Source organism: Paenibacillus diazotrophicus, from assembly GCF_042610465.1.
On the sequence record NZ_JBGJZN010000005.1, the window covers coordinates 269,799 to 293,650 of the forward strand.

At 49.2% G+C, this 23,852-nt stretch carries 17 protein-coding genes; 14 read left to right on the plus strand and 3 right to left on the minus strand.

From position 1 onward, the window contains the following. Positions 1 to 36: 36 nt before the first annotated feature. The 8 genes from ACAN54_RS20240 (at position 37) to ACAN54_RS20275 (ending at position 15,250) form a co-directional block, all read left to right on the plus strand. Entirely contained in the window at positions 37 to 180 is a 144-nt protein-coding gene (locus tag ACAN54_RS20240) for a hypothetical protein (RefSeq protein WP_379159456.1), read from the plus strand. A 58-nt stretch (positions 181 to 238) separates the two neighbouring features. Then, a complete protein-coding gene (locus tag ACAN54_RS20245; RefSeq protein ID WP_379159459.1) occupies positions 239 to 1,225 on the plus strand; it encodes an ABC transporter permease in 987 nt (328 codons plus the stop codon). A gap of 15 nt (positions 1,226 to 1,240) precedes the next feature. Next, positions 1,241 to 2,125: a carbohydrate ABC transporter permease gene (locus ACAN54_RS20250; protein WP_379159462.1), complete on the plus strand. Its 885-nt coding sequence runs from the start codon at positions 1,241 to 1,243 to the stop codon at positions 2,123 to 2,125. A 36-nt stretch (positions 2,126 to 2,161) separates the two neighbouring features. Continuing rightward, positions 2,162 to 3,715 (plus strand): ABC transporter substrate-binding protein, encoded by a 1,554-nt coding sequence (locus tag ACAN54_RS20255; protein ID WP_379159465.1) that lies wholly within the window; start codon positions 2,162 to 2,164, stop codon positions 3,713 to 3,715. A gap of 339 nt (positions 3,716 to 4,054) precedes the next feature. Then, positions 4,055 to 7,837 carry an Ig-like domain-containing protein gene (locus ACAN54_RS20260; protein ID WP_379159467.1) on the plus strand — a complete coding sequence of 1,261 codons (3,783 nt, stop codon included), beginning with the start codon at positions 4,055 to 4,057 and terminating at the stop codon, positions 7,835 to 7,837. Positions 7,838 to 8,040: 203 nt separating this feature from the next. Then, on the plus strand, positions 8,041 to 8,721 hold the full coding sequence (locus ACAN54_RS20265; RefSeq protein ID WP_379159470.1) for a hypothetical protein: 681 nt from the start codon (positions 8,041 to 8,043) through the stop codon (positions 8,719 to 8,721). Beyond that, the gene (locus tag ACAN54_RS20270; RefSeq protein ID WP_379159473.1) at positions 8,714 to 12,826 is read left to right on the plus strand and encodes a glycoside hydrolase family 2 protein; all 4,113 of its coding nucleotides are present in this window, start codon (positions 8,714 to 8,716) and stop codon (positions 12,824 to 12,826) included. The genes ACAN54_RS20265 and ACAN54_RS20270 overlap by 8 nt, the downstream gene beginning before the upstream one ends. 30 nt (positions 12,827 to 12,856) lie before the next feature. Continuing rightward, complete coding sequence (locus ACAN54_RS20275; RefSeq protein WP_379159476.1) at positions 12,857 to 15,250, plus strand: GH36-type glycosyl hydrolase domain-containing protein; 2,394 nt, start codon at positions 12,857 to 12,859, stop codon at positions 15,248 to 15,250. A 152-nt stretch (positions 15,251 to 15,402) separates the two neighbouring features. On the opposite strand, the gene ACAN54_RS20280 is transcribed toward ACAN54_RS20275, so the two are convergent. Together ACAN54_RS20280 and ACAN54_RS20285 are read right to left on the minus strand one after the other, a co-directional pair. Next, complete coding sequence (locus ACAN54_RS20280) at positions 15,403 to 16,263, minus strand: helix-turn-helix domain-containing protein (RefSeq protein ID WP_379159479.1); 861 nt, start codon at positions 16,261 to 16,263, stop codon at positions 15,403 to 15,405. 51 nt (positions 16,264 to 16,314) lie between these two features. Continuing rightward, entirely contained in the window at positions 16,315 to 17,454 is a 1,140-nt protein-coding gene (locus tag ACAN54_RS20285) for a glycoside hydrolase family 88 protein (RefSeq protein WP_379159482.1), read from the minus strand. Positions 17,455 to 18,460: 1,006 nt separating this feature from the next. Between ACAN54_RS20285 and ACAN54_RS20290 the strand changes: the two genes are divergently transcribed. The 4 genes from ACAN54_RS20290 (at position 18,461) to ACAN54_RS20305 (ending at position 21,454) form a co-directional block, all read left to right on the plus strand. Beyond that, positions 18,461 to 19,222 carry a SagB/ThcOx family dehydrogenase gene (locus ACAN54_RS20290; protein WP_379159485.1) on the plus strand — a complete coding sequence of 254 codons (762 nt, stop codon included), beginning with the start codon at positions 18,461 to 18,463 and terminating at the stop codon, positions 19,220 to 19,222. Positions 19,223 to 19,478: 256 nt separating this feature from the next. Then, the gene (locus ACAN54_RS20295; protein WP_379159488.1) at positions 19,479 to 20,102 is read left to right on the plus strand and encodes a hypothetical protein; all 624 of its coding nucleotides are present in this window, start codon (positions 19,479 to 19,481) and stop codon (positions 20,100 to 20,102) included. Between the two features lie 70 nt (positions 20,103 to 20,172). Then, a complete protein-coding gene (lepB, locus tag ACAN54_RS20300) occupies positions 20,173 to 20,625 on the plus strand; it encodes a signal peptidase I (RefSeq protein ID WP_379159491.1) in 453 nt (150 codons plus the stop codon). Between the two features lie 61 nt (positions 20,626 to 20,686). Further along, positions 20,687 to 21,454, plus strand: coding sequence for a hypothetical protein (locus ACAN54_RS20305; protein WP_379159494.1), 768 nt, complete (start codon positions 20,687 to 20,689; stop codon positions 21,452 to 21,454). A gap of 177 nt (positions 21,455 to 21,631) precedes the next feature. On the opposite strand, the gene ACAN54_RS20310 is transcribed toward ACAN54_RS20305, so the two are convergent. Further along, positions 21,632 to 22,507 (minus strand): MORN repeat-containing protein, encoded by an 876-nt coding sequence (locus tag ACAN54_RS20310; RefSeq protein WP_379159497.1) that lies wholly within the window; start codon positions 22,505 to 22,507, stop codon positions 21,632 to 21,634. 379 nt (positions 22,508 to 22,886) lie between these two features. On the opposite strand from ACAN54_RS20310, the gene ACAN54_RS20315 reads away from it, so the two are divergent. Continuing rightward, positions 22,887 to 23,438 (plus strand): hypothetical protein, encoded by a 552-nt coding sequence (locus tag ACAN54_RS20315; protein ID WP_379159500.1) that lies wholly within the window; start codon positions 22,887 to 22,889, stop codon positions 23,436 to 23,438. Next, on the plus strand, positions 23,439 to 23,846 hold the full coding sequence (locus tag ACAN54_RS20320) for a hypothetical protein (protein WP_379159504.1): 408 nt from the start codon (positions 23,439 to 23,441) through the stop codon (positions 23,844 to 23,846). The last annotated feature ends 6 nt before the right edge of the window (positions 23,847 to 23,852 follow it).

A 23,852-nucleotide genomic window follows, 5' to 3' on the forward strand; every position in this document is an offset into this window, starting at 1 on the left:
GATCCAAATTCATACGTAATCCGGGCCCGCAGATGAATGCTTTCATTGTGCGGGCCTTTTGCTGTTCTGCTGCAGTGTTCAGCCATGCCGGAACAGGAATCCGTGAACAATACAGCCCATCTGTACAGCAATCCTGCAATTGTACAGTACCGCCAAAGCCATATTCCACGCTATGGTTAGTCGTGCAAAGCCTGGAACACAGGCAGTCGCTAAGGAAGGAAAGGAAGGGGCTTTGGCTATGTTGAAGAACGTTTCACTGACTCAGCAAGGGGCACATGCGGGTGCGCCGCCGGGAAAACGCAGGAAGACGTGGATCGGAAGAGAGCTTCACCATTTCAAGAACAACCGGGAGCTGTTCCTGCTCTCGCTGCCGGGAATACTGTACAAATTAATTTTTGCCTATATTCCAATGATCGGCCTGATTATCGCCTTTAAAAATTACCGCTACGATCTGGGCATATTCGGCAGCAAGTGGGTAAGGCTTGATAACTTCCGTTATTTGTTCACCACGGATACGGCGTGGAGAATTACCCGCAATACGGTCCTTTATAACACCGCTTACATTCTGATAGGTACCTCAGCAGCGCTGCTGCTGGCTATTCTGATGAACGAAATCAAGGCCAAGTGGAGCAAGTTCTACCAGACGGCCTTGTTCCTGCCCCATTTTTTATCGTGGGTGCTGGTGGGTTATGTGGCGTATGCCTTTTTGAACCATTCCGACGGTTTTATCAACCGCACCCTGGAGTCCTTCGGTCTCGAGCCGGTGAGCTGGTACCAGAATGCCGCACCGTGGCCGGTGATCCTCATCCTGGTTCAATTGTGGAAAGTGATCGGGTTCAACACGCTGATTTATTTTGCCGGCATTATCGGCATCAACAGCGAATATTACGAGGCGGCACGGATTGACGGTGCGACTAAGCGGCAGATGGCGTTCAAAATTACGATTCCGCTGATGGCACCAATCATCATTATTATGCTGATCCTGTCCATCGGCAACATGTTCCGCGGCGACTTCGGGCTGCATTACTTTATACCGAACAACTCAGGCTTTCTCTACGGCTCAACAGATATTATTGATACCTATGTCTACCGTGCGCTGCGTGAAGTCGGCAATGTAAGCATGTCAGCGGCCACAGGCTTTTACCAGTCGGTTGTCGGTCTGGTGCTGGTGCTGTCGGCTAACGCGATTGTGCGCAAAATCAATCCCGATAACTCTTTATGGTAAGGAGGTGCCATGGCAGTGGCCCGAAAATTCGAATTTTCCAAGCTGTTCATTAACCTGCTGTTTACGGTGCTCTCACTTGTAGTCATCCTGCCGTTTCTGCTTGTCATAGCAGTATCGCTGACGGATGAAAAGGCGCTGACCCAAAATGGCTATCAGTTTATTCCCAAGTCGTTCAGTCTGGATGCCTACCGCTATCTGCTGGATGCTCCTGACATTCTGTTCCAGGCTTACGGGGTGACCCTTACGGTGACCATAGTTGGATCGCTGGCCGGCCTGCTGCTGACTGCGATGACCGCCTACGTCATTTCGAGACAGGATTACAGGTACAACCGGGTAACCACATTTTATGTATTTTTCACGATGCTGTTCAGCGGGGGGCTTGTTCCCTCCTATATCCTTATTACGCAATACCTGCATCTGAAAGACAGCCTGTGGGCGCTTATTCTGCCCATCCTGCTGTCACCGTTCAACATCATGGTCATGAAAGGGTTCATGTCCAAAATCCCGCATGAGATCATTGAATCCGCCAAAATCGACGGGGCGCGGGAATTCCGTATTTTCTTCCGGATTATCCTGCCCTTATCCACACCGGCGCTTGCTACTCTGGGTCTCCTGATATCCTTTACGTATTGGAATGAATGGTTCAACGCGATGCTCTACATCGATGATCCGAGCAAAGTGCCGCTGCAGCTGCTGCTGGTGCGGACGCTCAACAGCATCGAATTTCTCACCACGAATTCGGAATTTACAGGACAGCTTGGTATCGATCTGGCGAGTTTCCCCAACAGTTCGGCGCGGATGGCGATTGCCGTGCTGGCGGGCGGACCGATGGTGGTTATCTTCCCGTTCTTTCAACGGTTTTTTGTCAAAGGGCTTACGGTTGGCTCCCTAAAGGGTTAACATACAATCATGTACAAAGTACAGGAGGTCACTCAAATGAAAAAAAGACAGTTTGGGGTTTTGGCGTTTGTATTGCTCGCGGCGTCGGTTCTGGCCGGCTGCGGCGGCAACAACAACGGCAACGGTAACAGTAACGGGGCAAGCGGCACAGAAGGCAGCGCTACAGCAGGTGCGCAAAGTGCAGCACCGGATTCGGGAAATGCCGGGGAGCTGAAGCCGGTTGAACTGACCTGGTATTATCCGCTGTCGCAGCTTCAGGCCGATCAGGCCAAGGTCCAGGATGAAGTTAACAAGATTGTGAAGGAAAAGATCAACGCTACAGTCAAGCTGATGCCTGTTGCGATCGGGGACTATGTGCAGAAGATGAACACCGTGCTTGCTGCGGGTGAGAAGTTCGACATTCTCTGGACCGGTTATATGCTGAAGCCGGAGGAACTGGTACGCAAAGGTGCCATTCAGCCGATGGATGCTCTCCTGGATGAATACGCGCCGGAGCTGAAGGCGGATGTGCCGCAGGTGATGTGGGACGGTCTTTCCGTAGACGGTGAAATATACGGTATTCCGAACCAGCAGATCAACGGCTCCCGTTACGGATTTATCATCCAGAAGCGGTTTGCCGACAAGTACAATCTTGATACCGCTTCCATCAAAAAGATTGCCGATATTGAACCTTTCCTGGCCCAAATCAAGCAGAATGAGCCGGATATTATTCCATTTGGCGTATTCGGCACTTCTTTTATCAATCCTCAGTCGCATGACGACAAGTACTGGGTAGTTCCGGGCCTGGATGACCATTTCTACATCAAAACAGATGATCCGACTTATACGCTGTACCGTTATCCGGAAGAAGAGCTGGACAATTTCCGGCTGGCCAGCAAATGGTACAAAGAAGGCTACATTTACAAAGACGCAGCTACTGAAAAGATGAACGATTATCTGGCGAAAGGCCAGATTGCCGTAGATTTCAACGTTACGCTGAAGCCAGGAGTAGAAGCCGAAGTTAAAGCGAAAAACGGCGGAAATGACGTTATCACGGTTCCGCTCAGCGACTGGTTCTCGAACGGCTACTCGGCGACGACCAACCAGTCGATCAGCCGTACCGCCCCTAATCCGGAACGGGCAATGATGCTGCTGAATCTGGTGAATACCGACAAGGATCTGTACAATCTGCTCTGCAATGGTATTGCCGGTGTTCACTATGAGAAGACGACAGGTGATTACATCAAGGCGCTGCTGGATTCCCGGTATCTGCCGAATATGGACTGGGTATTTGGCAGCGTATTTAATTCTTATCTGAAGGAAGGCCAGCCGGAGAATGTCTGGCAGGAAACCAAAAAAATCAATTCCGATTCCGAAGTCAATCCTGTAGGTGCCTTCAAGTTCAATTCCGAGCCGGTCAATACGGAGATCGCTAACCTGAATGCCGTGTGGGGGGAATACAAGCGCGGACTGGTTACCGGAACACTGGATTTTGAAGAAACCTGGCCTGTCCTGTACGGCAAGCTGAAGGAAGCGGGCGAAGAGAAATATGTAGCGGAAGTGACCAAACAATTCGAACAATTCCTTAAGGATAAAGGCTTGAAGAAGTAAGAGATTATATAGATTGTACTTGAAATAACAAATTGGGAAAAAGTGACGGAGGGGAATTTTGGAACTGTAGGAGCGATAGCGTCTGCCTTTGTCTGCGGATTTCCACCGCGAACAGCGGTATATAATCAAGAAATCTGCAGACAACAGCGGCCGGAAGTCCAAATATTCTCTGGAGTCACGGCCAATCCAAAATAGTAAAATCACAAGTTCAAACTATATAGAGATAAACCTGCAACGCTGGAGGAACTCGGAAGAACCTGCTGCTCAAAGGCGGCTGCGCTAAGCCCTACGACCTGCGCAGCCGTCAACATTCCCACATGGAAAGGAAGAGGAGCTTTGGTGAAAAAAAGGTTGCTTGCAGCGCTTATGGCCAGTCTGCTGTTCATGATGACTCGCTGTCCACCCTTCACATCTTCTGTATCATCTGCATCTGCGGAGGAGAAGACCACTGGGAAAACATTTTACGTAGCTAAAAATGGAAGCGATTCCAATAGTGGGACAAAGAGTGCCCCGTTTCTGACACTTGAGAAGGCACGTGATACCATCCGTTCTTTGAAAGCAAAGAAAGGGTTGCCGAGTGGCGGTGTCACTGTATATTTACGCGAAGGAAGGTATGAACGGACAGCCAGCTTCGAATTACGGCAGCAGGATTCAGGGGAAGCGGGCAAGCTGATCACTTACACCGCTTATCCGGGTGAGTCTGTAACGTTGTCAGGTGCGGAGCAGCTTGCCAAGTCTGCGTTTGTTCCGGTTACTGACCCGGCTGTGCTCAGCCGTATCATCAGTACTGAGGCAAGAACAAAGGTACTGGCGGCAGATCTGGCAGCACTCGGGATCACCGATTACGGCCAGCTCAGCCGCCATGGATATTATCTGGCCAATGACCTGAGCGAAGTTCCGCCGATGGAATTGTATGTGGCCGGGCAGGGCATGACACTGGCACGCTGGCCCAACGAAAGCACGGTACAAATGGATGAAATTCTAGATCCGGGGCCGACTCGGAAAGATCCGAACGGGGAAGTGCATACGCGCGGAGGCACCTTCACGTATACGTATGACCGGCCGCAGTACTGGACACAGGCGGATGACATCTGGCTGGACGGCATTTTTGGCTACAGCTGGGAATGGTCGTACAACAAAATTGCCTCGATCGATACAGCCGCCAAAAGCATCACGCTCCGTTACGGGGAGATGAGCGGCCTCTTCAAAAACTGGTATCCGGATTTTCATTTTGCGCAAAATCTGCTCGAGGAAATTGATATGCCCGGTGAATATTACATTGACCGCCAGGCCGGCAAGCTGTATTTCCTGCCGAATGCCGAATTTGCCGCAGCGGACCCGGATATTGAAGTGACGATGCTGAAGACGCCGATGATCAACGCGCTGGATGCATCATACATCGATTTCTCTGAGCTGGTGCTTGAGAACGGCCGCGATTCGGCAGCCGTGTTCATGGGCGGAAGTCACATGCGGATTCTGAACAGCGAAATCCGCAACTTCACCAACAGCGGTGTGCTAGTCAATACGCAGAGCAGGTTTTACTACAATATTTTCAACGGAGCGCCGGGTACGGACCACGCCATTATCAGCACCCACATTCATCATATCGGCGGCACTGCCGTCACGCTGGCGGGGGGCAACAAAACGACGCTGCAGCCGGGGAATAATTCCGTGGAAAATTCGCATATCCATGATTTTGCCTACTATCACAAAGCCTATAACCCTGGGGTTCTGCTGTCAGGTGTCGGCAACCGGATGTCGCATAATGAGCTGCATGATGCGCCTCATCCCGGCGTGCTGATCTTCGGCAACGACCATGTCGTGGAGTATAACGAAATCTACGATGTATGTACAACCTTCTCCGACCTTGGTGCCATCTACATGAATGCGGGTGAGCAGCCTCAGGAGCGGGGAACGGTCATCAGGCGTAACTACTTTCACAACATCGGCGAAACCAAAGCCGGAGTGGAAGGGGTATATCCCGACAATTTCACAATGGGACTTACCATAGATGAAAATATCTTTTACAAAATGGGCAATTCGGCCATTAAAAACAACGGTGGCGCGCATATTCTGACCCGCAACAATATTTTTATCGACAGTAAGGTTCCCTATGACTATGCGGATATGTTTCTCGGCGACGAGCCGGATGATCAGGTGCCGCTGAATTACATGCCGAAGTGGCAGGCGCTGTTTGCGGCTAACAACAATTTCACAGGAACACCTTATATGACCAAATACCCTGAGCTGGCGAATTTCTTCACGGAGAACCGTTATTATCCCGACACCAATACGTTTCAGGGGAATGTTGTCTATAATCCGTCGCTTCCGCGCAGCGTAACAACCAATGTATATGGGGCATACGACAAATTCGGGCTGGTTCAGTATGCAGATAACTGGGTGACCACGGAGGATCCCGGCTTCACCAATCTGGCGGGTGGCGACCTGTCGCTCCGGCCGGATGCGGAAGTATTCGATGCCATACCTGGGTTCCCTGACATTCCATTTGCAGAAATCGGCCTAACCGGTAAAGCAGGCACGACGGCAGGACCAGCCAGCTACCCTATTCAAGGGGTGGTTGCTTATGACAGTGAAATTACGGTGGACCGCTGGAAAACGGTAAAGCTGCAGACGGCAGTGCTTCCGTGGAACGCAGATAATCCCGCCCTGACCTTCACGTCAGCTGATCCCGCCATCGCGGTTGTGGATGGAGCAGGTATAATCACCGGCCAAGCGGTCGGCAGCACGGTCATCACCGTGGCATCGACGGAAAATCCGCTGCTGACAGCTTCGGTTAGTGTCACGGTAGAAGCAGGCGACGGCGTGATGGATTTCACGGATTTCGAGTCCGGTGCAAACGGCTGGGTCCAGGACGGGAACCGCAGCATTGTGAAGCTTGACGGCAACCGCTGGTACAAGGTGCTGAATGGAGCCTCGGCGCTCAGTCCTAAAAGCTTCTCTGATTACGAGCTGAGCTTTCGGCTGAAGACCCCTGAGACGATGGGAGACAATGTGACCCTGTATATTTTTGACCGCCAGGCCGGCAGCGGCTCCAGCCGGATTGGCTATAAGACGCGGGCAGACGGAACCTCGGCCTGGCTGCTCTACAATTCAGCGTGGGCCGTACTGAAGGAAGTGAAGCTCCCTGAACACGACCTGCAGCCGAATACGGAATATGCGGTCAAAATGCTCGTTAAGGGCGGGGATATCAGCGTCTATCTGGACGGAGCTTTTCGCCTGAAGGGCAATGATCCAGGACACAATGCGGAAGGTAAAGTTGGCTTCTACGTGAGCAATGTCAGCCATATGCTGTTCGATGACATTCAGTTCAAGGCACTGACTACCGGGCTTTCCGGGATCATCCCGGCAGAAAGCAGCGTGCGTCTCGCCGCCGGAGAACAGCGGCAATTGCAGCTGGCCTATGATCCGTCGGATACACCGGAGACGGGTGTTACCTGGCAGTCGGCCAACCCGGCGGTGGCCACGGTGGACAGTACGGGAGTAGTTAACGCCGTATACGAAGGGCAGACCGTCATTTCGGCGGTGTCAACGGTAAATCCGTTAATTAAAGCTGACATTGCAATAACGGTCTCCAATATCATGCATGAGACGGATTTTGAGAACGGGGGGAACGGCTGGCCGGTAGACCCGAACCGCAGCATCGCGGCTGATTCGGACGGGAACCGCCGCTACAAGCTTCTGAACGGGGCGACTGCTTTACTCGACCGCAGCTTTACGTCTTATCAGCTGGATTTCGTGCTAAAGACACCGTCTGTGATGCCTGATAATGGCATCCTGTACATCTTCGACCGTCAGGACAGCACCGGCTCCACCCGGATCGGTTACCGCACTCGGGCAGACGGAACTTCGGCCTGGATCTTGTATAACACAGCCTGGCAGAAGCTTACCGAGACAGTCCTCCCGGGACATGACCTGCAGCCGGACACGGAGTATGCGGTGAAGGTAACAGCCAAGAATGGCGATATCTCCGTATTTGTGGACGGTTCACCAAGGCTGTCCGGCAGCGATCCGGGCTACCGGCCGTCCGGCAAAGTAGGCTTCTACACCAGCGGCTTCGCCTACATGCTGTTCGATGACATCACCTTCTCGATTCTGCCTTAAATCTTCGTGAGCGCTCTTCCTGCGGGGAGGGCGCTTTTGCGCCTACCGGCGGGTGGGGAACGCCCTGAAAGAAGTGCAGAAATAGGCTGGAAACGAGTGATAAGCGCATGTCGTTATCATGCTAAACAAGGTCGCCATCGTCAAGGCAGGGGTAGAGTGTATGCGGTAACATGATAGTGAATCAAACGATAAGGAGGTGTGGCATGAAGCGCTGTTTATACAGGGCGGAGTGGCCGGAAGGCCGGGAAGCGGCTGCTTTTTTCCGGAGCCGGGAGATCTCACTTCCGCTCACTGAAGCCATGGAGCGGCTGCATGTAGACCACTTGAGCCTGTTTGCCTGCAGCGGCCAGCTGTTTCTTTATTATGAATGTGCGGAATCACCGGTTCTGCCCGAAACTTTACTGCCGGGAGCCTCGGAGCAGCTTGCAGTTTGGCCCGGAGGGGCTAAAGGGCGCCGCTGGGTGCCGCTGACGGATATTTTTCATTATCAGCATCCTGTTTCTGCGCAGCACTGGGAGCGTCGCAGTCCTGAAGGCAAACCTTACGGACGGCTTGCGATCCTGAAGCCGGAAGCGGCTGCCAGCTACGTTTACTACCACTATCAATACCAGGAGGAACGGCCCGGGGACGGTGATAAATACGGCATCATCGGTCTGCATGAGAATGTGCTGTTTTTTTATGCGGAGCAGCCGGCTACCCGGGAGCCTGCCCCTTATGAAGGAAAACTGAAGACATCCCTTCGTCCGGACAACTGGGCTGAAGTGATGGAGCCGCATTTTATCAAATGGGAGGGAGCGCCTGCGGGCCAGGAGCTGTGGCAACCGCTTATGCTGATTCTTGAAGTTCGCTCCTTTGCCGGAAAGCTGGGAACAAGAGATGCGTAATTTGTTATGTCTTAACGGGGAATGGGATTTCATGCCCCTGTACGATCAGCCAGAGTGCCACAGGCTGCCCGAAAGAATAATATATGAAGCCCGCAAGGTACAGGTCCCCTCCAGCTGGAGGAGAACCTATCCGCTGCCGAATGGCAAAAGCTTCGGCAAAATCCCGGAGTATGAATATGCTCCGTTTGACATTTACGGTTATCCGCAGGAGTGGGATGCCGCTGAAGCGGGTGTTCTGCACCGGAGCTTCCGTGTCCCGGAGAGTATGGCCGGGCAGCGGATTGTGCTGCGGCTGGACGGTATTATGCAGAAGGCCGTCATTTATGTGGACCGGCAGGAGGTTGGCATCTGGGAGGACGGGTATCTGCCACTGAGACTCGACATTACGTCCATCGTAAAGCAGGGGCAGGAGCATCAGCTGCATGTGGTTTGCAGCGGATTTGATACCGTGACGCTTCCCGGCGGTATGTCCAAAATCACCGGGCTGATGGGCTCCTGGTATGGAAGAATCAGCCGGGGGATCTGGCAGGACGTGTATCTGGAGGGCTACCCCCTGCTGGCGCTGGAGGATGTAACGATTCGGACTTCCGTAAGGGAAGGGCGTATCGAGGTACAAGCGGTTGCTGCCGGGACAGACACAGCAGCGGTCCGCGGCCCGCTCACGGTAAAGCTGAGCATATGGGAAAAAGGTGTGCTAGAGCAGTCTGCGGACGGGCCAGGGGCGGATCGCTACAGTTTAGAAGCTGAATCCAGTCCGGTACTGTCTGCGGAGTGCACGGCAGAATACGTCGATGCCCACGCAGCGGAGAAGCTTAGGCTGTGTGAGAACGAACGCAGCGGGGAAGTATACAGTGCTTCATTCCATCTGGACTGGAACAGCGCCAGGCTGTGGAGCCTGGATGAACCGTTTCTGTACAGTGCGGTACTGGAGCTGCTGGAAGACGGGAAGGTTATCGACCGGCGGGATGTAGTTTTCGGCTTCCGCGAATTCTGGTGCGAGGGCCCGCAGTTCAGATTGAACGGCATACCGGTCAATCTGCGCGGTGACTCCTGGCATTTTCAGGGCGGACTGCAGATGACGGAGGCCTACATCCGCAACTGGTACCGCATCTGCCGCTCGGTTGGTATCAACAGTATCCGGCTGCATGCCGAGCCGTATCCTGCCGATTATCTGCGCATCGCTGATGAAGAGGGAATGCTCCTAATCGATGAAACGGCGATTTACGGCTCCGGCAAATCGATGCTGGCCGACCATCCCGCTTATGTGGAGAACTGTCATCAGCATGTGCGGCGGCTGGTACAGCGAGACAAAAACCATCCGTCTGTCATCCTCTGGAGTTTGCAGAACGAAATGCGCTGGGTGGACGGACGGGACGGCTTCAAAGGGCATATGCCTGGCCTGATGGCAGAGATCCGCGGGCTTGATCCTACCCGCGCGATTATCGCCGAAGGGGACAACCGTCTGCTGCCAAAAGAACATACCGAAGTGGAAAGCCGCCATTATAACATCGACGGCACGATCAGCCAGTGGGACCGGGCAGTTCCGCTGACTTTCGGGGAACACGGCGGCTGGTGGTATATTTGCCCGCAGAACAGCAGTATGTACACCGGCCTGCAGGCTTACCGCGGTACGGATGAAAGCACAGCAGGCCTGGCGCTGAAGGAGCGGCTGTTTGTGGAGTACGCCAGGCGGGAGGGGGTGTCCGGCATTTCCACCTTTAATTTCGCCCATTATTTCATGCAGGCGATGCCGGAGCGGGACATCGTGCTGCAGCCTTCGCAAACGGATACCGCCGGCGTGAAGCCGAAGGTAGTTCCGGCTTACTCCCTGTCGATCAACAACGGAATGTTGCCGGAGGAGTATCCGCTGTACTCCCCTAATCCAGCCTTTGCCATCATGGCAGCGGCGTTCAAGCCGGCAACAATTATCGCTGCCGAATACAACAGCTGCTTTTATGACGATAAGCCGGTTGCCCGCAGCTTCGACGTGTACAATGACACACTGTCTGAGCAGCAAGTCAGGGCGGAATTCGTTATCCGGCAGGGCGGTAAGACCGTGCACAGGCAAAGCTTCGAATTCATTCAACCTCCTGCCAAGCATCAGATTATTCAACTGGAATGGATGCCGGCCTCTGCGGCTGAAGGCGGGCAGGCGGTGCTGACAGCGCTGCTGTTCCACAGCGGGCGGCAGGTGCATGAGCTGCGTTTGGAATACAGGGTGGTACCGGCAAGTCTGCTGAACCAGCCAGTGAATGTACAGCGGCGGTCGGCCTATTGGGGAACGGACCGCGATTTCAAACCTATCAGCCGGCTTGTTCCAGGCTGTGAAAGGATAGACCGTTCCCGGCTGGCTGAGCTGGCAGCCGATGTTCTGCTTATTGTCGGCAGCCGGGCGGAGGATGGTGACGGCACACTGGAGGCGCTGCTGAAGGCATTTGCCTCTCGGGGCGGTAGGCTGCTGCTGCTGGAGCAGAACCAGCTGTCGCTGGGCAAGCTGCCGCTCTCGCGGCGGCCCTTCCTCCGTGCTCATGCCGGCAGCTACCGGCACCCGGTACTGGAGGGACTTGGCGACAGGGATCTGATGTTCTGGCATGAGAAGCTGCATGAAGAGGGGCCGGAGCCGATCATCCACGCAGCTTTCGAGAAGCCGGCGGCAGGTGATTTCACTCTGCTGCTGGAGTGCAGTTCCGGCGATTTTGGAGACGGCGGCGATCTGTGGTCTCCGCTGCTGGAGTACCGCAGCAGAGAGGGCATGTTCCTGGCCAATCAGCTGGAGCTGATGGCCAATCTGGAACATGTTCCGCAGGCCTGCCTGCTGCTGCGGAACATGCTGGCCTACGCCGGCGGTGCGGAGCACGCCGGGGCTAAGGCCCTGCCCGCGGCAGCGCTGGTGCGCCGCGGCGGGCAGGCCGCAGCTTTCCTTGCGCAGCTGCGGCTACGGTACACGGCGCTGGATCCAGCAGCGCCGGATTGGACTGGCGCGCCAGGCATTGCCGCGCGCGCCGGGCTGCAGGACTTCGGCCTGATCGTGGCCGAAGTCTGCATGCTTGAGACGCCGGGAGCAGCTGAAGCGCTCCGGCGTCATGCCGAAGCCGGCGGGCAGGTGCTGCTCCTGCCGGCGGAGGAACGCCAGCAGGCGGCGCTTGCCCGCCTGCTGGACCGTCCCGTGCGCGTGGTGCCGCACGAGACGTATCACTTGGCGGCGGACTACGCCCACGCCGCCGTGCAGGGATTCAGTCCTGTCGACCTGTTCGGGTTCGACAAGGTGTTTCTGTCGCCGCGGGAGGTCAAGAACCGCTTGCTTGCAGCGGACAGTCTGGAGATTCAAGGCGCCGGTGTGCTCTGTACGAGTATCGAAGGCACGGCCTGGAAGGACTATTTCGTCCATGGCTACACGGCAGAATACAGCCGTCTGGCACTGGTGGAGTTGAACCGCAGAAACGCCCGCCCATCTGGAATCTTCCTGGCCGAAGCTAAGACCGGTGCAGGTTCTGTGTTCTGCTCCCAGCTGTTAACAGAACCGGGGAGTGAGAAGGCGCTTCGCCTGTATACCCGTTTACTGGCCAATCTGGGTGCGTCATTTGATGACGGTCTATTGGACAGCGTGAAGGGGGACGGGGAGTGGGCCGTGGAAACCATGATGGCGCTACCTTGTCCGTCCCATGTCGATTATGGTGAGATGAAGGCTTATTACACTGATCCGGAATTTTCATTGAATAATCTGGGGGAAGGCCTTTACGGGTGGATGCAGAAGAAAGAGCGGCGTTCCGGCGATGGTACATTGCGCATTGCCGATGCGGGATGTAATCCCTGGTTTCTGAGCTGCTTTGTGCAGGCTCCGGATAAAGAGGGGGCTGCCGGGCAGCTTCACCGGGGACGCCTGCGCATCAGCACAGCGGTACCTTATGAGATTTATCTGAACGGTGCTCTCGTGACAGAGCCGGAGCGGGAGCTTACACTGCAGACCGGTCTCAACCGGCTGATTGCGATCGTGCACGGAACGGGCGGAGACCTGACTTTCGGCCTGACCTTCTTGAATGAAGACGGCACCTATATGAAAGGCCTCGAATACCGTCTTACCCTGGATGAGGTCGAGCCGAAATAAGCATTATCATCACAAAGGAGCTGAAGCCCAGTGAAAGCCGAGCCTATCAAATATACGGATCCGAAAGATTACTATACCTTCAGGGACGGGGAGAAGGAGGTGGAATTTAACCGGCATGATATGCCGACACCATGGATGAACTACCTGTCGAACGGTACCTTCCATACGATGATGTCGCAAGCGGGCGGCGGGGTAGCTTTTTACAAATCGCCCCAAATCTGGCGGATTACACGCTACCGGTTCTTCCACCTGCCGATGGACCGCTCAGGCCCTTATATCTATGTGCAGAATGCGGAAACAGGCCGTTACTGGTGCCCGACCAGCGAACCCGCTTTAGATAAACCGGAGGTGTGGAAGAGTGCCCACGGCATGGGCTATACACGTTTCGAGGCAAGTCAGGGCGGTATATCGGCGCAAACAGTGTATTTTGTCGGGCCTTATGAGAATTCGCTGATCTGGAATCTGACCTTGACCAATCAGGGCAGTGCACCACAAGAGCTGAAGGTCTACGCTTACGCCGAGTTTGGCATGATGGAATTTATGCGTGAGCTTCAGTGGCAGTGTTATAACAAACATCAGGTTTCGGTGCAATATCATGAAGCGGAGGGACTGGTGTACCGGTACGGGGTCGAAAATCAGCCAAAGCCAGAAGAGACGCCGCTCGTCTATCTGGCTGCGGATACGCCGCTTGCCGGATACGACGGCGACCGCGAGGAATTTATCGGCAGCTACTGCAGTGAATCCAATCCGTCGGCGATTGAGAACGGCGGCTGCACCGGATCGGAGCTGATGGGCGGCGACCCGTGCGGTGCGCTGCAGTTCAACCTTACGCTGCAGCCGGGCGAGAGCCGCACGATCAATATATTTCTTGGCACTGCAGCGGATGAGGAGGAGGTCTCGAGGGCAATAGCCCGCTCCCGGGAGGCCGGATTCGTAGAATCCTCTTTCCTGGCGCTTAAAGAGAATTGGTCAAGCTACCTTGGCGCATGGGAGAGCCGGCTGCCGGACAAAGATGCGGAGCGGATGATCAACATCTGGAATCCGTACCAGGCGCACCGCAACTTTCTGTTTTCGCGCAACATTTCTTTTTACGCCACCGGCACGTTCCGCGGAGTCGGCTACCGGGACACCGCGCAGGATATTTTGGCGGTGGTGCCCTTCGACACGGAGCTTGCCTTTGACAAGCTGAGGCTTTTACTCGGACAGCAGTACAAGGACGGGCATGTGAACCATTACTTTTTTCCGAACGAGGGATGGGATCCGGTAACGAGCATCCATTCCGACGACCATTTGTGGACCGCGCTGGCGGCATGGGATTTGCTGGCGGAAACCGGAGATGCGGCTTTTCTGAAGACCAAGGTACCTTACTATGACGGCGGCGAGGGAACAGTGTACGAGCATTTAAAGGCTGCGGTTGATTTCACCGCGTCCCAGCTAGGTTCCCGTGGCTTCCCGCTGATGCTGCGCTCGGACTGGAACGACCAGCTGTTCCGTGTATGCAGGGAAGGGCGGGGCGAAAGTATCTGGACGTCGATGCAGCTTGGAACGGTACTGCTGCGGATGGTTGATCTTGCCGCAGCTAGCGGTCATCCGGAGGATACCGCCCGGTATGAAGCCATGTACGAGAGTCAGCGCAAGCTGGTCAACAGCATCGGCTGGGATGGACGCTGGTTCCGGCGGGCCATCATGGACGACGGACGGTTCCTCGGCAGTGACGAACACGACGAGGCCAAAATCTGGCTCAACGCCCAGACCTGGGCGACGATATCAGGTATGGCGGACCCTGAGAAGGGGCTGCAGGCCATGGACAGCGTGTATGAAATGTTGGATACAGAACTCGGCATCAAAAAAATCCATCCGTCCATCACCAGCTTTCCTGATCCTGCCGACCCTTTGACCAATTACAACAAGGGCACGGGGGAGAACGGGGCGGTATTCTGCCACGCCAACACCTGGGCGATTATCGCTGAATGTATGCTTGGCCGGGGAGACCTGGCCTATAAATATTACCGCCAGCTGCTGCCGAATGTGGCTATGGATAAGGCGGGTTTATGGCGATACAAAGCAGAGCCTTACGTCTATTCCTCCAACCTGTTCGGGCCGGAGTCTGATAAATTCGGTCTCGCCAATGTCTCCTGGTTAACCGGTACGGCTGCCTGGATGTATGTTGCTGTTACCCAATATATCCTGGGTGTGAAGCCGGTGCTCGAAGGCTTGTCCATCGACCCCTGTATTCCCGCCGATTGGGAAGGGTTTACGGTGAAACGGCGCTTCCGGGGCTGTGTCTATGACATTACCGTTACGAATGCCAGCAGGGTCTGCAAGGGTGTCCGAGGAATTACTGTCGACGGTGAACCGGAAGAGGGCAACGTTCTACCTCCTTATCCCGGACGCTCATCCGTCAAGGTTGAGGTCATTTTATAAGAAGTGTTTTTTTAGCCAAAACCCTTCCAGAGTCAGCCAGTGGACTACTTTGTCAGCTGAGTGCACAGCAAATCGCCCTTTCGTAAAATGGCTACTCAACACTTCCATTTTATAAAAGGGCGTTTTTTTGCGTTATTGTAATTAGATTGGCTTCAGCGGATGCTCTTTCTGTATTTTTCCGGTGAAATTCCTTTGTTTTTTTTGAACATCTGACTGAAATAGGACGGAGAAAAACTGCCCACCTCTATCGCGATCTCCTGAACGGATTTAGCGGTATTGGCAAGCAGTATACAAGCTTCACTTACACGCCGCTGCATCAAATATTCGGACAGCGTGATGCCAGCAAATTGCTTGAATACATGCGAAATATGATACGGTGACAGATGCATCTTATTAGCCAGTGCTTCGAGGCTGAAGGGCTCTTTGTAATGTTCATCCAACCATTCAGTGATCTGCTCTACATGTGAACCTCCACGCGAATGCAGCGGGTTGACTTCGGCCATGACATCAGACATTTGTTTTTGCAGCAGCCGGATCAGCTGAAGCATCAGAAACCCGATAGTCTCTTCTTTGTCTGCGGCAGAGTTATTTATAGAATGATCTATTTCCTCCAGCAAATCAGGAATCAGGGTGTCCTGCATATCATAGAAAACCGGCTTCTGGAGGCTGCCCTTCCACATCCTGCGGAAAAACTTCTCCAGGAAAGGAAAAGCGGAAAGATAATGCTCCACAAAATTGGGGTCAAAGGTTAGATTTGTCCGGATATAAGAACGGCCCTGTGCCGGAGGAACCATCACACGGTGCAGCTGATAGGGCTGAAACCAGACCAGCATATGATCCCGGATGGGGTAGGTCTGATTCTCTGCCATAATTTCGCCGCGGCCATTGTAAATGTACAGCAGTTCAATACCCCTGTGCGCGTGAAACCAGTGAGCTTCCTCATTTTCATATTTATAATTGAACATAAGTAGTCCAGGTTCAAGCCTTTGGGGTGAATGATCGTTCCTGTTCATGAAACGCTCCCTTATTATCCGTTATTATTTCCAGTATAGATCATTCCTTTCCTATCGGCCATCGCGTTCATACCAATATCCCGGAACACCTTGCTGCAGACGCAGCAGCGCTTCCAGAAAGAAATAGTCACCCCAGATCATGAAATCATCAGGAGAAGAGTTTCCTCTGACAGAATAGGAGCCATGCCGGAGAAAACCTTCCTCCACCAAACTGCCTTCGGTAAAATAGCGGTCCAGTAGGGTATCCATAGACTTGCCCGCCGCTTCGGCAAGCATTTTCCGGTCCGGATCCTCCTCAGGCAAGTGCTCCAGCAGCTCAAGGATGCCGCATACAAAGATGGCCGAAGCCGAACTGTCACGGGGAGTGGGGTGCTCTTGCGGAACATCGAAATCCCAATACGCAACACCATCACCGGAAAGCTGCTCCAAAAAATAGCGGGCCAGTCTTTTGGAGGTTTCCAGAAAACGCGGTTCATTGAGATAACGGTAAGCTAAGGCGAAGCCGTAAACACCCCAGGCCTGTCCCCGCGTCCAGGTGGAGCCGTCTTGAAAGCCTTGTCCGGTCCCTCCGCGAATGGCATTTCCCGTCAGCTGGTCAAAATAAAAAGTATGGTAGGAGGAATCATCTCCCCTGACCAGGAACCGGCGGCTTTTCTCGGCCTGGATGCTGGCACAGTCGGCATAGCTGCAGTCGCCGGTCTGTTCCGTTGCCCAATACAGCAGCGGAAGATTCATCAGGCAGTCAATAATAATCCGGCCCCCGTCATTCACATCGGCTTCCGGTCCCCAGGCTTGAAACAGCTGCGGAACAGAGCGCCAGCGCTTCATCAGAATATCGGCTGCCTGCAGTGCAAGCAGACGAGAGTCTTCATCCTTATCAACAATCCAGCGGGCCTTGGCAGAGAGCGAGTAGAGAAAGCCGATATCATGATGATCGAGCGCCTGCTCCACTTCCAGGCGTTTCTTGAAAGAATCAACCGTTCGGATAGCTGCGGCGTGAATCTCCGGATCTCTACTGTATTCATAGCTCAGCCACAAAATTCCGCTCCAGAATCCTTCTGTCCAGCTGGTATGGTCAGTCAAATGATATTTGCCGTCTCCCAGGCTTACAATCGGAAAGGAGCCTCCAAAGCGTTTGATGTTGCGACGGGTGGTGGAGAGCGTGTGTTCAATCGCTTTTTTCCAGCTCATAATAACCTCCATAGTATCGCTTCATTGTTATTAGGTTCATTATAATCCTGGAGTTGTATTGATTTGTTGTGAAAATTGTTAGCTATATTGCGGTTTATAACTGGGTCGTCCGGGTTCTGATACATACAGAATGACTGTCAGCAAAGAAGCCGCGCCCTGACGAGAGCGGGGAGGTTTTTTGTTGTGAATTGTTTTGCAAGGCATCCTATTTATTTAGAATGGTTGATATACTAGAAGAAGCCATTTACGAATAGAAGAAAGGCAGTTGAAAAATGAAATTTAGTAGAACGCAGTCATCTATTGTACTTTCAATACTTATTATCATTTTTATTTTCATTTTCATTGGAACCAAATATTTAAGTGATACCATTTTCAGTTTAACGACAGTTTTTTTAGTTTCTTTCTTAGTTTATTTAGCTACCACATTTTATAAGATTACAGAAGGGAAGCTTATCAAATATACCCTATTCTCAAAGTCATTTGAAATTGAGATTGAATCTATCAAATATATTGAAGCCATTACAGTCAGGAAAGTGGGAGTAGTGTACATAACAATAAAATCAGATCCTGAGGACTTTTATTATCTTCATTTGAAGGATAACTCTAAAATTAAAATAGATAGTCATTATAGAAACAGTAGAAAGAGCATAGGCAGGTACTTATCCAAGAAATTTAGAATTCAATTTAAGGAAACAGAAAAAGTGAAATATTTTCATTGAAATCCTTAGATAACACCATATTCACGCTTCGGAGCATGCGCCCCTCGATCCGGAAGGGAGTTAGAAGAGGGCCTTAAACTGATGATTATGCCGAGTATAAGTTAAGGGAAATGAAAATATAGCTGCCGTGCTGCAGAAGCGATGAGTTTATGCCTTCTTTTACCTTTAAGGTGAAGGAGGTTTTTTGTTGTTTACTTACCAAAACAGCCCTGTAGTGAGTTCGATCACTATCTAATTTTCATGACATGATAAATTAAAGTTATTAAGGAAATCTAGGAGGATCTGTTATGGGAAGATACGAACCACAAAGGGAATTTCTAAAATCCAATTTTCATGAATTTAAGCATATAAAAACGGACAAGATCAAAGGATTGGCACAACCGCCCATTGTTAAGCCTTATGATTCGGAATCCCTAATTATTGATTTGCCTAAGGTCAGCAAAGACGTTGTGTCTAAACAGAACATTTTTGATGTTATAGATCAAAGAAGAAGTACAAGATTTTATTCGGCGGAAACGTTGAGTTTGGATGAATTATCCTATTTGTTATGGGCTACCCAAGGAATTACAGGTATGAATAAGAACGGACTTACGCTGCGTACGGTACCCTGTAGTGGGGCGACACACACATTTGAAACCTATTTAGTGATTATGCGGGTAGAAGGCATTGAGCAAGGGATCTACAGATACCTTCCTGTAGAGCATAAGCTATTATTTATGTTTGAGTTAGATGAACTTGAACAGAAGGTGGATGCGATTACATTAGATCAGCCATTTGTCCCTAACTTTGCCAAAAAAGCTTCTGTACTGTTTGCATGGAGTACCACACCTTATCGCTCTGAATGGAAGTATGATATTTCCGCTCATAAAAAAATCCTCATCGATGTTGGACATGTATGCCAGAACCTGTATTTATCCAGTGAATCGATCGGTGCAGGCGCTTGCGCCATTGGAATCTATGATCAAAAGCTGATTGACGAAATATTACAATTAGATGGTGATGAAGAATTTGTGATCTATCTTGGTGCGGTTGGGAAGAAACGGGATTAGTTGAGCTGTTCAAGCTTGTTTAATATATTTTCTCAATACAATGACAGCATTATAGATGCTTCCAAAAGCATTGGAGCCCTTGAGGTTAACAACCCTGAGGGCTCCTTTTTAATTTCCATTATTTTGAATGGCTGATATACTGGAGGAGAAAGTGTGGAAAGTCTTTTAAAAGGGTAGTCATAAGGTTCAGAGACATCCGTTATGAAGTTGGTATACGAGCTCGTAAAAACAATCGTGGATATGAGGTTATATGAAAATGCCGGCAAAAGATAAAAACCTCCATAGTAAGGTGTTTGTGAAGAATATATGGTCATACAGTTTTATCCTGTTGCTCTTACCAACCATATTGTTGTTAGTGTCATTAATCTACCTTTTTCCCTATACAGGATTAGGAAGAATTGTATCGATTCCAAGTACAATAATTATCAATTCATTAGTTATTCTACTCTGTTTATTTATTTCTAATAAAGTCCTTTGGATTAATATCTCAAAGACTTTAATAACGAACTTAATAACGATATGGATAACAATTGCTGGTTATCCGCAAGAATCTGACCCACCCGTATTAGTACAGAGCAAGAACGCAATTCATGCTATTCAAGAAATTGATAACATTACAAAAGAAGATCTAAATGTTAACGGAGATGTTAGTCCAAGATATGTAGTGGCCTTGTACAAATATAGAGATGAAATACTCAGTGATGGCACATATCAGCTTTATCAGCGAGATAATGAATATTTTTATGATTACAGTATAAATGATGTACATGAAATCGGTTCAAAGTTGATCGGATACCATAAGGTCATGTGGTGGTATTTAAACCATATAGCCCTTGGGTCCGCGAGGAGCATTTTCAAAGAAGCATATCCGTTTCACTGAGCAGAATACTCCATACCGCAAAATTCGGCTGTGTGAAATTGTTTAAGAAACTCAAGAAAGGGCGGTAAATATGAAAAAATATATATTAGCGTTATTTGTTTTTATGATCATTAGCGCTTGTAATGGCAGTACAAACTATAAAAAAATGGAGATCATGGGTCCTTCGATGGAACCGACATTTAAAGATGGTCAGATTGTTAAGGTAGACACAGATTATTATAATCAGCATGAAGTAGAACGTAATGAGCTTGTTTGCTTTTATACAGATCAGAAAAATAAAATGTATGTCAAACGAGTTGTAGGCTTACCTAACGAAAAGATAAAAGTGATGAAAGACAGGATACTAATTAATGATGTTCCAATTGATTTACCCGTTAAAATGGTCGATAACTCCAGAGTTGGTGAATACAAGACAGGAGCAGATGATTTTTTTATCATTGGCGATAATTATAACGACAGCTTGGATAGTAGAACTATCGGCACGATTAGAAAAGAACAAATTGTTGGGAAGGTCATAGATTAATTTGACTGTAAATTGAAGCGGGGGCGATCCCTCGCATAACAAAGGGGAGTAATCTGACTCCATGAAGAAATTAATTTTAACTTCTATTGGTGTTGCTGCACTTTTAAGTTGCATAGTGGGGTGTAATGAAAATCCACACATTCAAACAATTGAACAGGAAGCAACTCCATCCAATACACCAGCGGCCAGTATATCTCCAAGCACAAACAAAGAAACAATAGAAGTGGAAACTCCACAGCAAAGCAATGAGCAGAGGGAAACTAACATCAATGCATTGATTCCAGAAGGATGGCACATTTTAGAACTTATCAAAGGAGAGTCAGTTATCGCAGAAGGCGATTTAAATAAAGATGGTATCTCAGACATTGCAACAGTAATTGAGAAGGAGGTGGTTGATCAAACGGCGTCTCCGAGATCACTATTCATTGCATTTGGCGGTAAAAACAACACATATTCCGTATCCATCATAGCCGATAATGTCATTTTGAAAGCTGATGAGGGTGGAGTATGGGGCGACCCTTTTGATAGCCTAATCACTGATCGGGGTTCTGTCCTTGTTAGCGATTACGGGGGAAGCAATTGGAGATGGTACAATAAATATAGATTTAGATATCAAGATAATGACTGGTTTTTAATAGGAGCAACGATGGGAAGTTACAATACAGGGATAACGACAATTGATAAGTCTGACGAAGATGATATCAATCTATTGACCGGAGAATTCATCCAGCGAAGAACTGACGAACAAGGAAATACAACAACGAAAAAAGGAAATCGGGGTAAAAAAGCATTGATCAGGCTGAAGGAATTCAACTTAGAAAACATGTAAGGTTGTACATTTTAAAGAAATGATTTTATTGATCGAAGCTATTGTAATTGAGGTGAGTTTCGGCAGAAGGGGCCAGTTCAGCAAGGTATTTTGAAAGGACGTAAAGGAAAGTAAATCTCGATCAAAATCGAATCGGAGTTACAGTTTGCCTACACGTCCTAAGTTCTTTTGCAATAATTAAAGTTCCCTCATGGCATTTGAGAACCCTTTTAAATAGGGCTTCATTTCTTTTAATTTATTTTTTAGGTTTTTATCAAGAGTAGCATAGTACTCATCAGGTTGGTAAATGGATTTTTTCTTGACAATTATTCCATCCTTGTATGTTTCTTGTGTATAAAAATCATCCCCATCACTACCTGAATTATGAACTCCAGATCTTAATACAAAGGAAGTTGATCCATTTTCAGTTATCTTTTCATACGTACCTATAGAATAGTTAGAACCGGAAGACTCTGGCTCATATGCAAACGAGTATCCTTCATAATACTTACCAGTCTTCTTGTAAATATGAATATTAGAAGCTTGCTCTCCACTAAAGTTCCCACTTAATAATTTTCTAGCTAGTTCTTTACTGTTAGTACCGAAACCGACTGCCTGTTTCTGGTCAATATAATCAAAATCGTAGTACCCTAAAAAAAATCGTGTTTCATAACCATTTATAAACTGATTATTGTTAAATATACCTTGTTGAACTAGCGATGGGCCATATTCGCCCGATGTAATTTCCTTTAACAGGCCCTTACCATGTTTTTTATCATTTTTCCAAGAACCGTTATAAGTTATTGTTCTCGTTGTATCAGTATCAACAATTTCGTTGAACTTATAGTATCCTTGACCTGACCTTTTTCCATCTATCCAGTCACCCGAATAACTTTTGCCCCCCCAGTCCATGGACCCTTTTCCGTTGGGTTTTCCATTCTTTACTTCGCCATAGTATGTAACGCCTTTCGATAATTCTAAATAAACTTTTGTATTCGTAGCTTGAACCTGTTTAGTGCTCAACATTGGTAATAAGATAACGATACAAATTAAAAACAAAATTTTGTTTTTCATTTTTTTCATCCTTTATATTTTATTGAGTTCGGTTGTTAGTCCGCTGCCGCACTCCTGAGAAAAACTCCTCAACGACCTCTTATGCAGCTCTTTATGGCCCAATACCGTTAATAATAAATTCTGCACTCATTGACGATCTCTCCCTTATAAGATTGTATTCATGTAGTAAATATACCAGATGCAGATCAAATAGGGTTAAGCCTTCTTTTCCCCAGGGTGAAGGAAGGTTTTTGTTGTGAAAATAAATCCGCTAAATAAATATTCTATTTCAGAGTTACCTCCATGAAATATTGAATCGCTTGAGGTTTTCTTTTAATTCCCAATATTTAGAATGACTGATATACTGGAGGAATATGTGGACTCCGAAAGGATGAGTGACATGAACAAAGCAATTATTGAGAATATAAGTGAAATGATATTTATTAGTAGAAAACACCTATTTGTTTCGTCTGATGTAGTCATATATCATCCGGGTCATTTTCCCGAACTGAATATGAAGATATTGGAACTCTATAAAAATGAGGGTTTCAAGAGACTATTAATCCCTGATATATACAACAAATTTTTAGAAGCTAACGAGTTTGAATTTCATAAGCTCCAGTTAATTCAATTAGGCTTACCAGAGAGTATTATTTTCCCGATTACAGGTGCTCGTAATGCCCATGATGTCGTAAAAACTGCGATAACCATGATCATGCCTGAAGAAAGAAATATATTACTTGCGGGTAAGGCTTTTTTCTGTAGAAGATTTATTTTGCTTGCGGGTTTATTTGGAGACGATCATATGAATTTTGATATATTGCCACTCCATGATGATCGAGGAATTAATAAAGATAATTGGAATCAGACGGAAAAGGGAAGAACAAGAGTACTCAACGAAATGAATGTAATCAATGATTTATTGAACCAGGCGAAAGAAAGGGGATTATAAATGGATATTGATGTAAGTAAACTTGCGTATACCTTTTCTTCAAAACCGCTCTTAATCGGGGGAAGAGCAATGGAATACTATGGCCTTAGAAAATCGGGAGCAGATATAGATTTTGTTATTTCTAGTGAAGATCACAATAGATTAGCTGAGATATATCCTAACAATATAAAAGACTTATATGGGGATATTGGGATATGTGAGTTTGAATTTGAAATATGGAATCGTATAGCTACATTTAACTATGATTATCTAAAAGAGGGTGCAATAGAAGAAGAGGAATATCTCGTTGTCTCTCTGGAAAAGCTTTTATTCCTCAAAGCACTTGCAATGAAGGTTCCTAAATACTTGAAAGATTTAGAGCTTGTTGTTGAAAGGATATTGAAAAATGCGTACAACACAGAAATATGAAAGATG

What these genes read in the sequence shown, in the direction of transcription:
- ACAN54_RS20240 (WP_379159456.1), top strand. Translation starts at nt 37, where the DNA reads ATGCTTTCATTGTGCGGGCCTTTTGCTGTTCTGCTGCAGTGTTCAGCC.
- ACAN54_RS20245 (WP_379159459.1), top strand. Translation starts at nt 239, where the DNA reads ATGTTGAAGAACGTTTCACTGACTCAGCAAGGGGCACATGCGGGTGCG.
- ACAN54_RS20255 (WP_379159465.1), top strand. Translation starts at nt 2,162, where the DNA reads ATGAAAAAAAGACAGTTTGGGGTTTTGGCGTTTGTATTGCTCGCGGCG.
- ACAN54_RS20265 (WP_379159470.1), top strand. Translation starts at nt 8,041, where the DNA reads ATGAAGCGCTGTTTATACAGGGCGGAGTGGCCGGAAGGCCGGGAAGCG.
- ACAN54_RS20270 (WP_379159473.1), top strand. Translation starts at nt 8,714, where the DNA reads ATGCGTAATTTGTTATGTCTTAACGGGGAATGGGATTTCATGCCCCTG.
- ACAN54_RS20280 (WP_379159479.1), bottom strand. Translation starts at nt 16,263, where the DNA reads ATGAACAGGAACGATCATTCACCCCAAAGGCTTGAACCTGGACTACTT.
- ACAN54_RS20285 (WP_379159482.1), bottom strand. Translation starts at nt 17,454, where the DNA reads ATGAGCTGGAAAAAAGCGATTGAACACACGCTCTCCACCACCCGTCGC.
- ACAN54_RS20290 (WP_379159485.1), top strand. Translation starts at nt 18,461, where the DNA reads ATGGGAAGATACGAACCACAAAGGGAATTTCTAAAATCCAATTTTCAT.
- ACAN54_RS20295 (WP_379159488.1), top strand. Translation starts at nt 19,479, where the DNA reads ATGCCGGCAAAAGATAAAAACCTCCATAGTAAGGTGTTTGTGAAGAAT.
- lepB (WP_379159491.1), top strand. Translation starts at nt 20,173, where the DNA reads ATGAAAAAATATATATTAGCGTTATTTGTTTTTATGATCATTAGCGCT.
- ACAN54_RS20305 (WP_379159494.1), top strand. Translation starts at nt 20,687, where the DNA reads ATGAAGAAATTAATTTTAACTTCTATTGGTGTTGCTGCACTTTTAAGT.
- ACAN54_RS20310 (WP_379159497.1), bottom strand. Translation starts at nt 22,507, where the DNA reads ATGAAAAACAAAATTTTGTTTTTAATTTGTATCGTTATCTTATTACCA.
- ACAN54_RS20315 (WP_379159500.1), top strand. Translation starts at nt 22,887, where the DNA reads ATGAACAAAGCAATTATTGAGAATATAAGTGAAATGATATTTATTAGT.
- ACAN54_RS20320 (WP_379159504.1), top strand. Translation starts at nt 23,439, where the DNA reads ATGGATATTGATGTAAGTAAACTTGCGTATACCTTTTCTTCAAAACCG.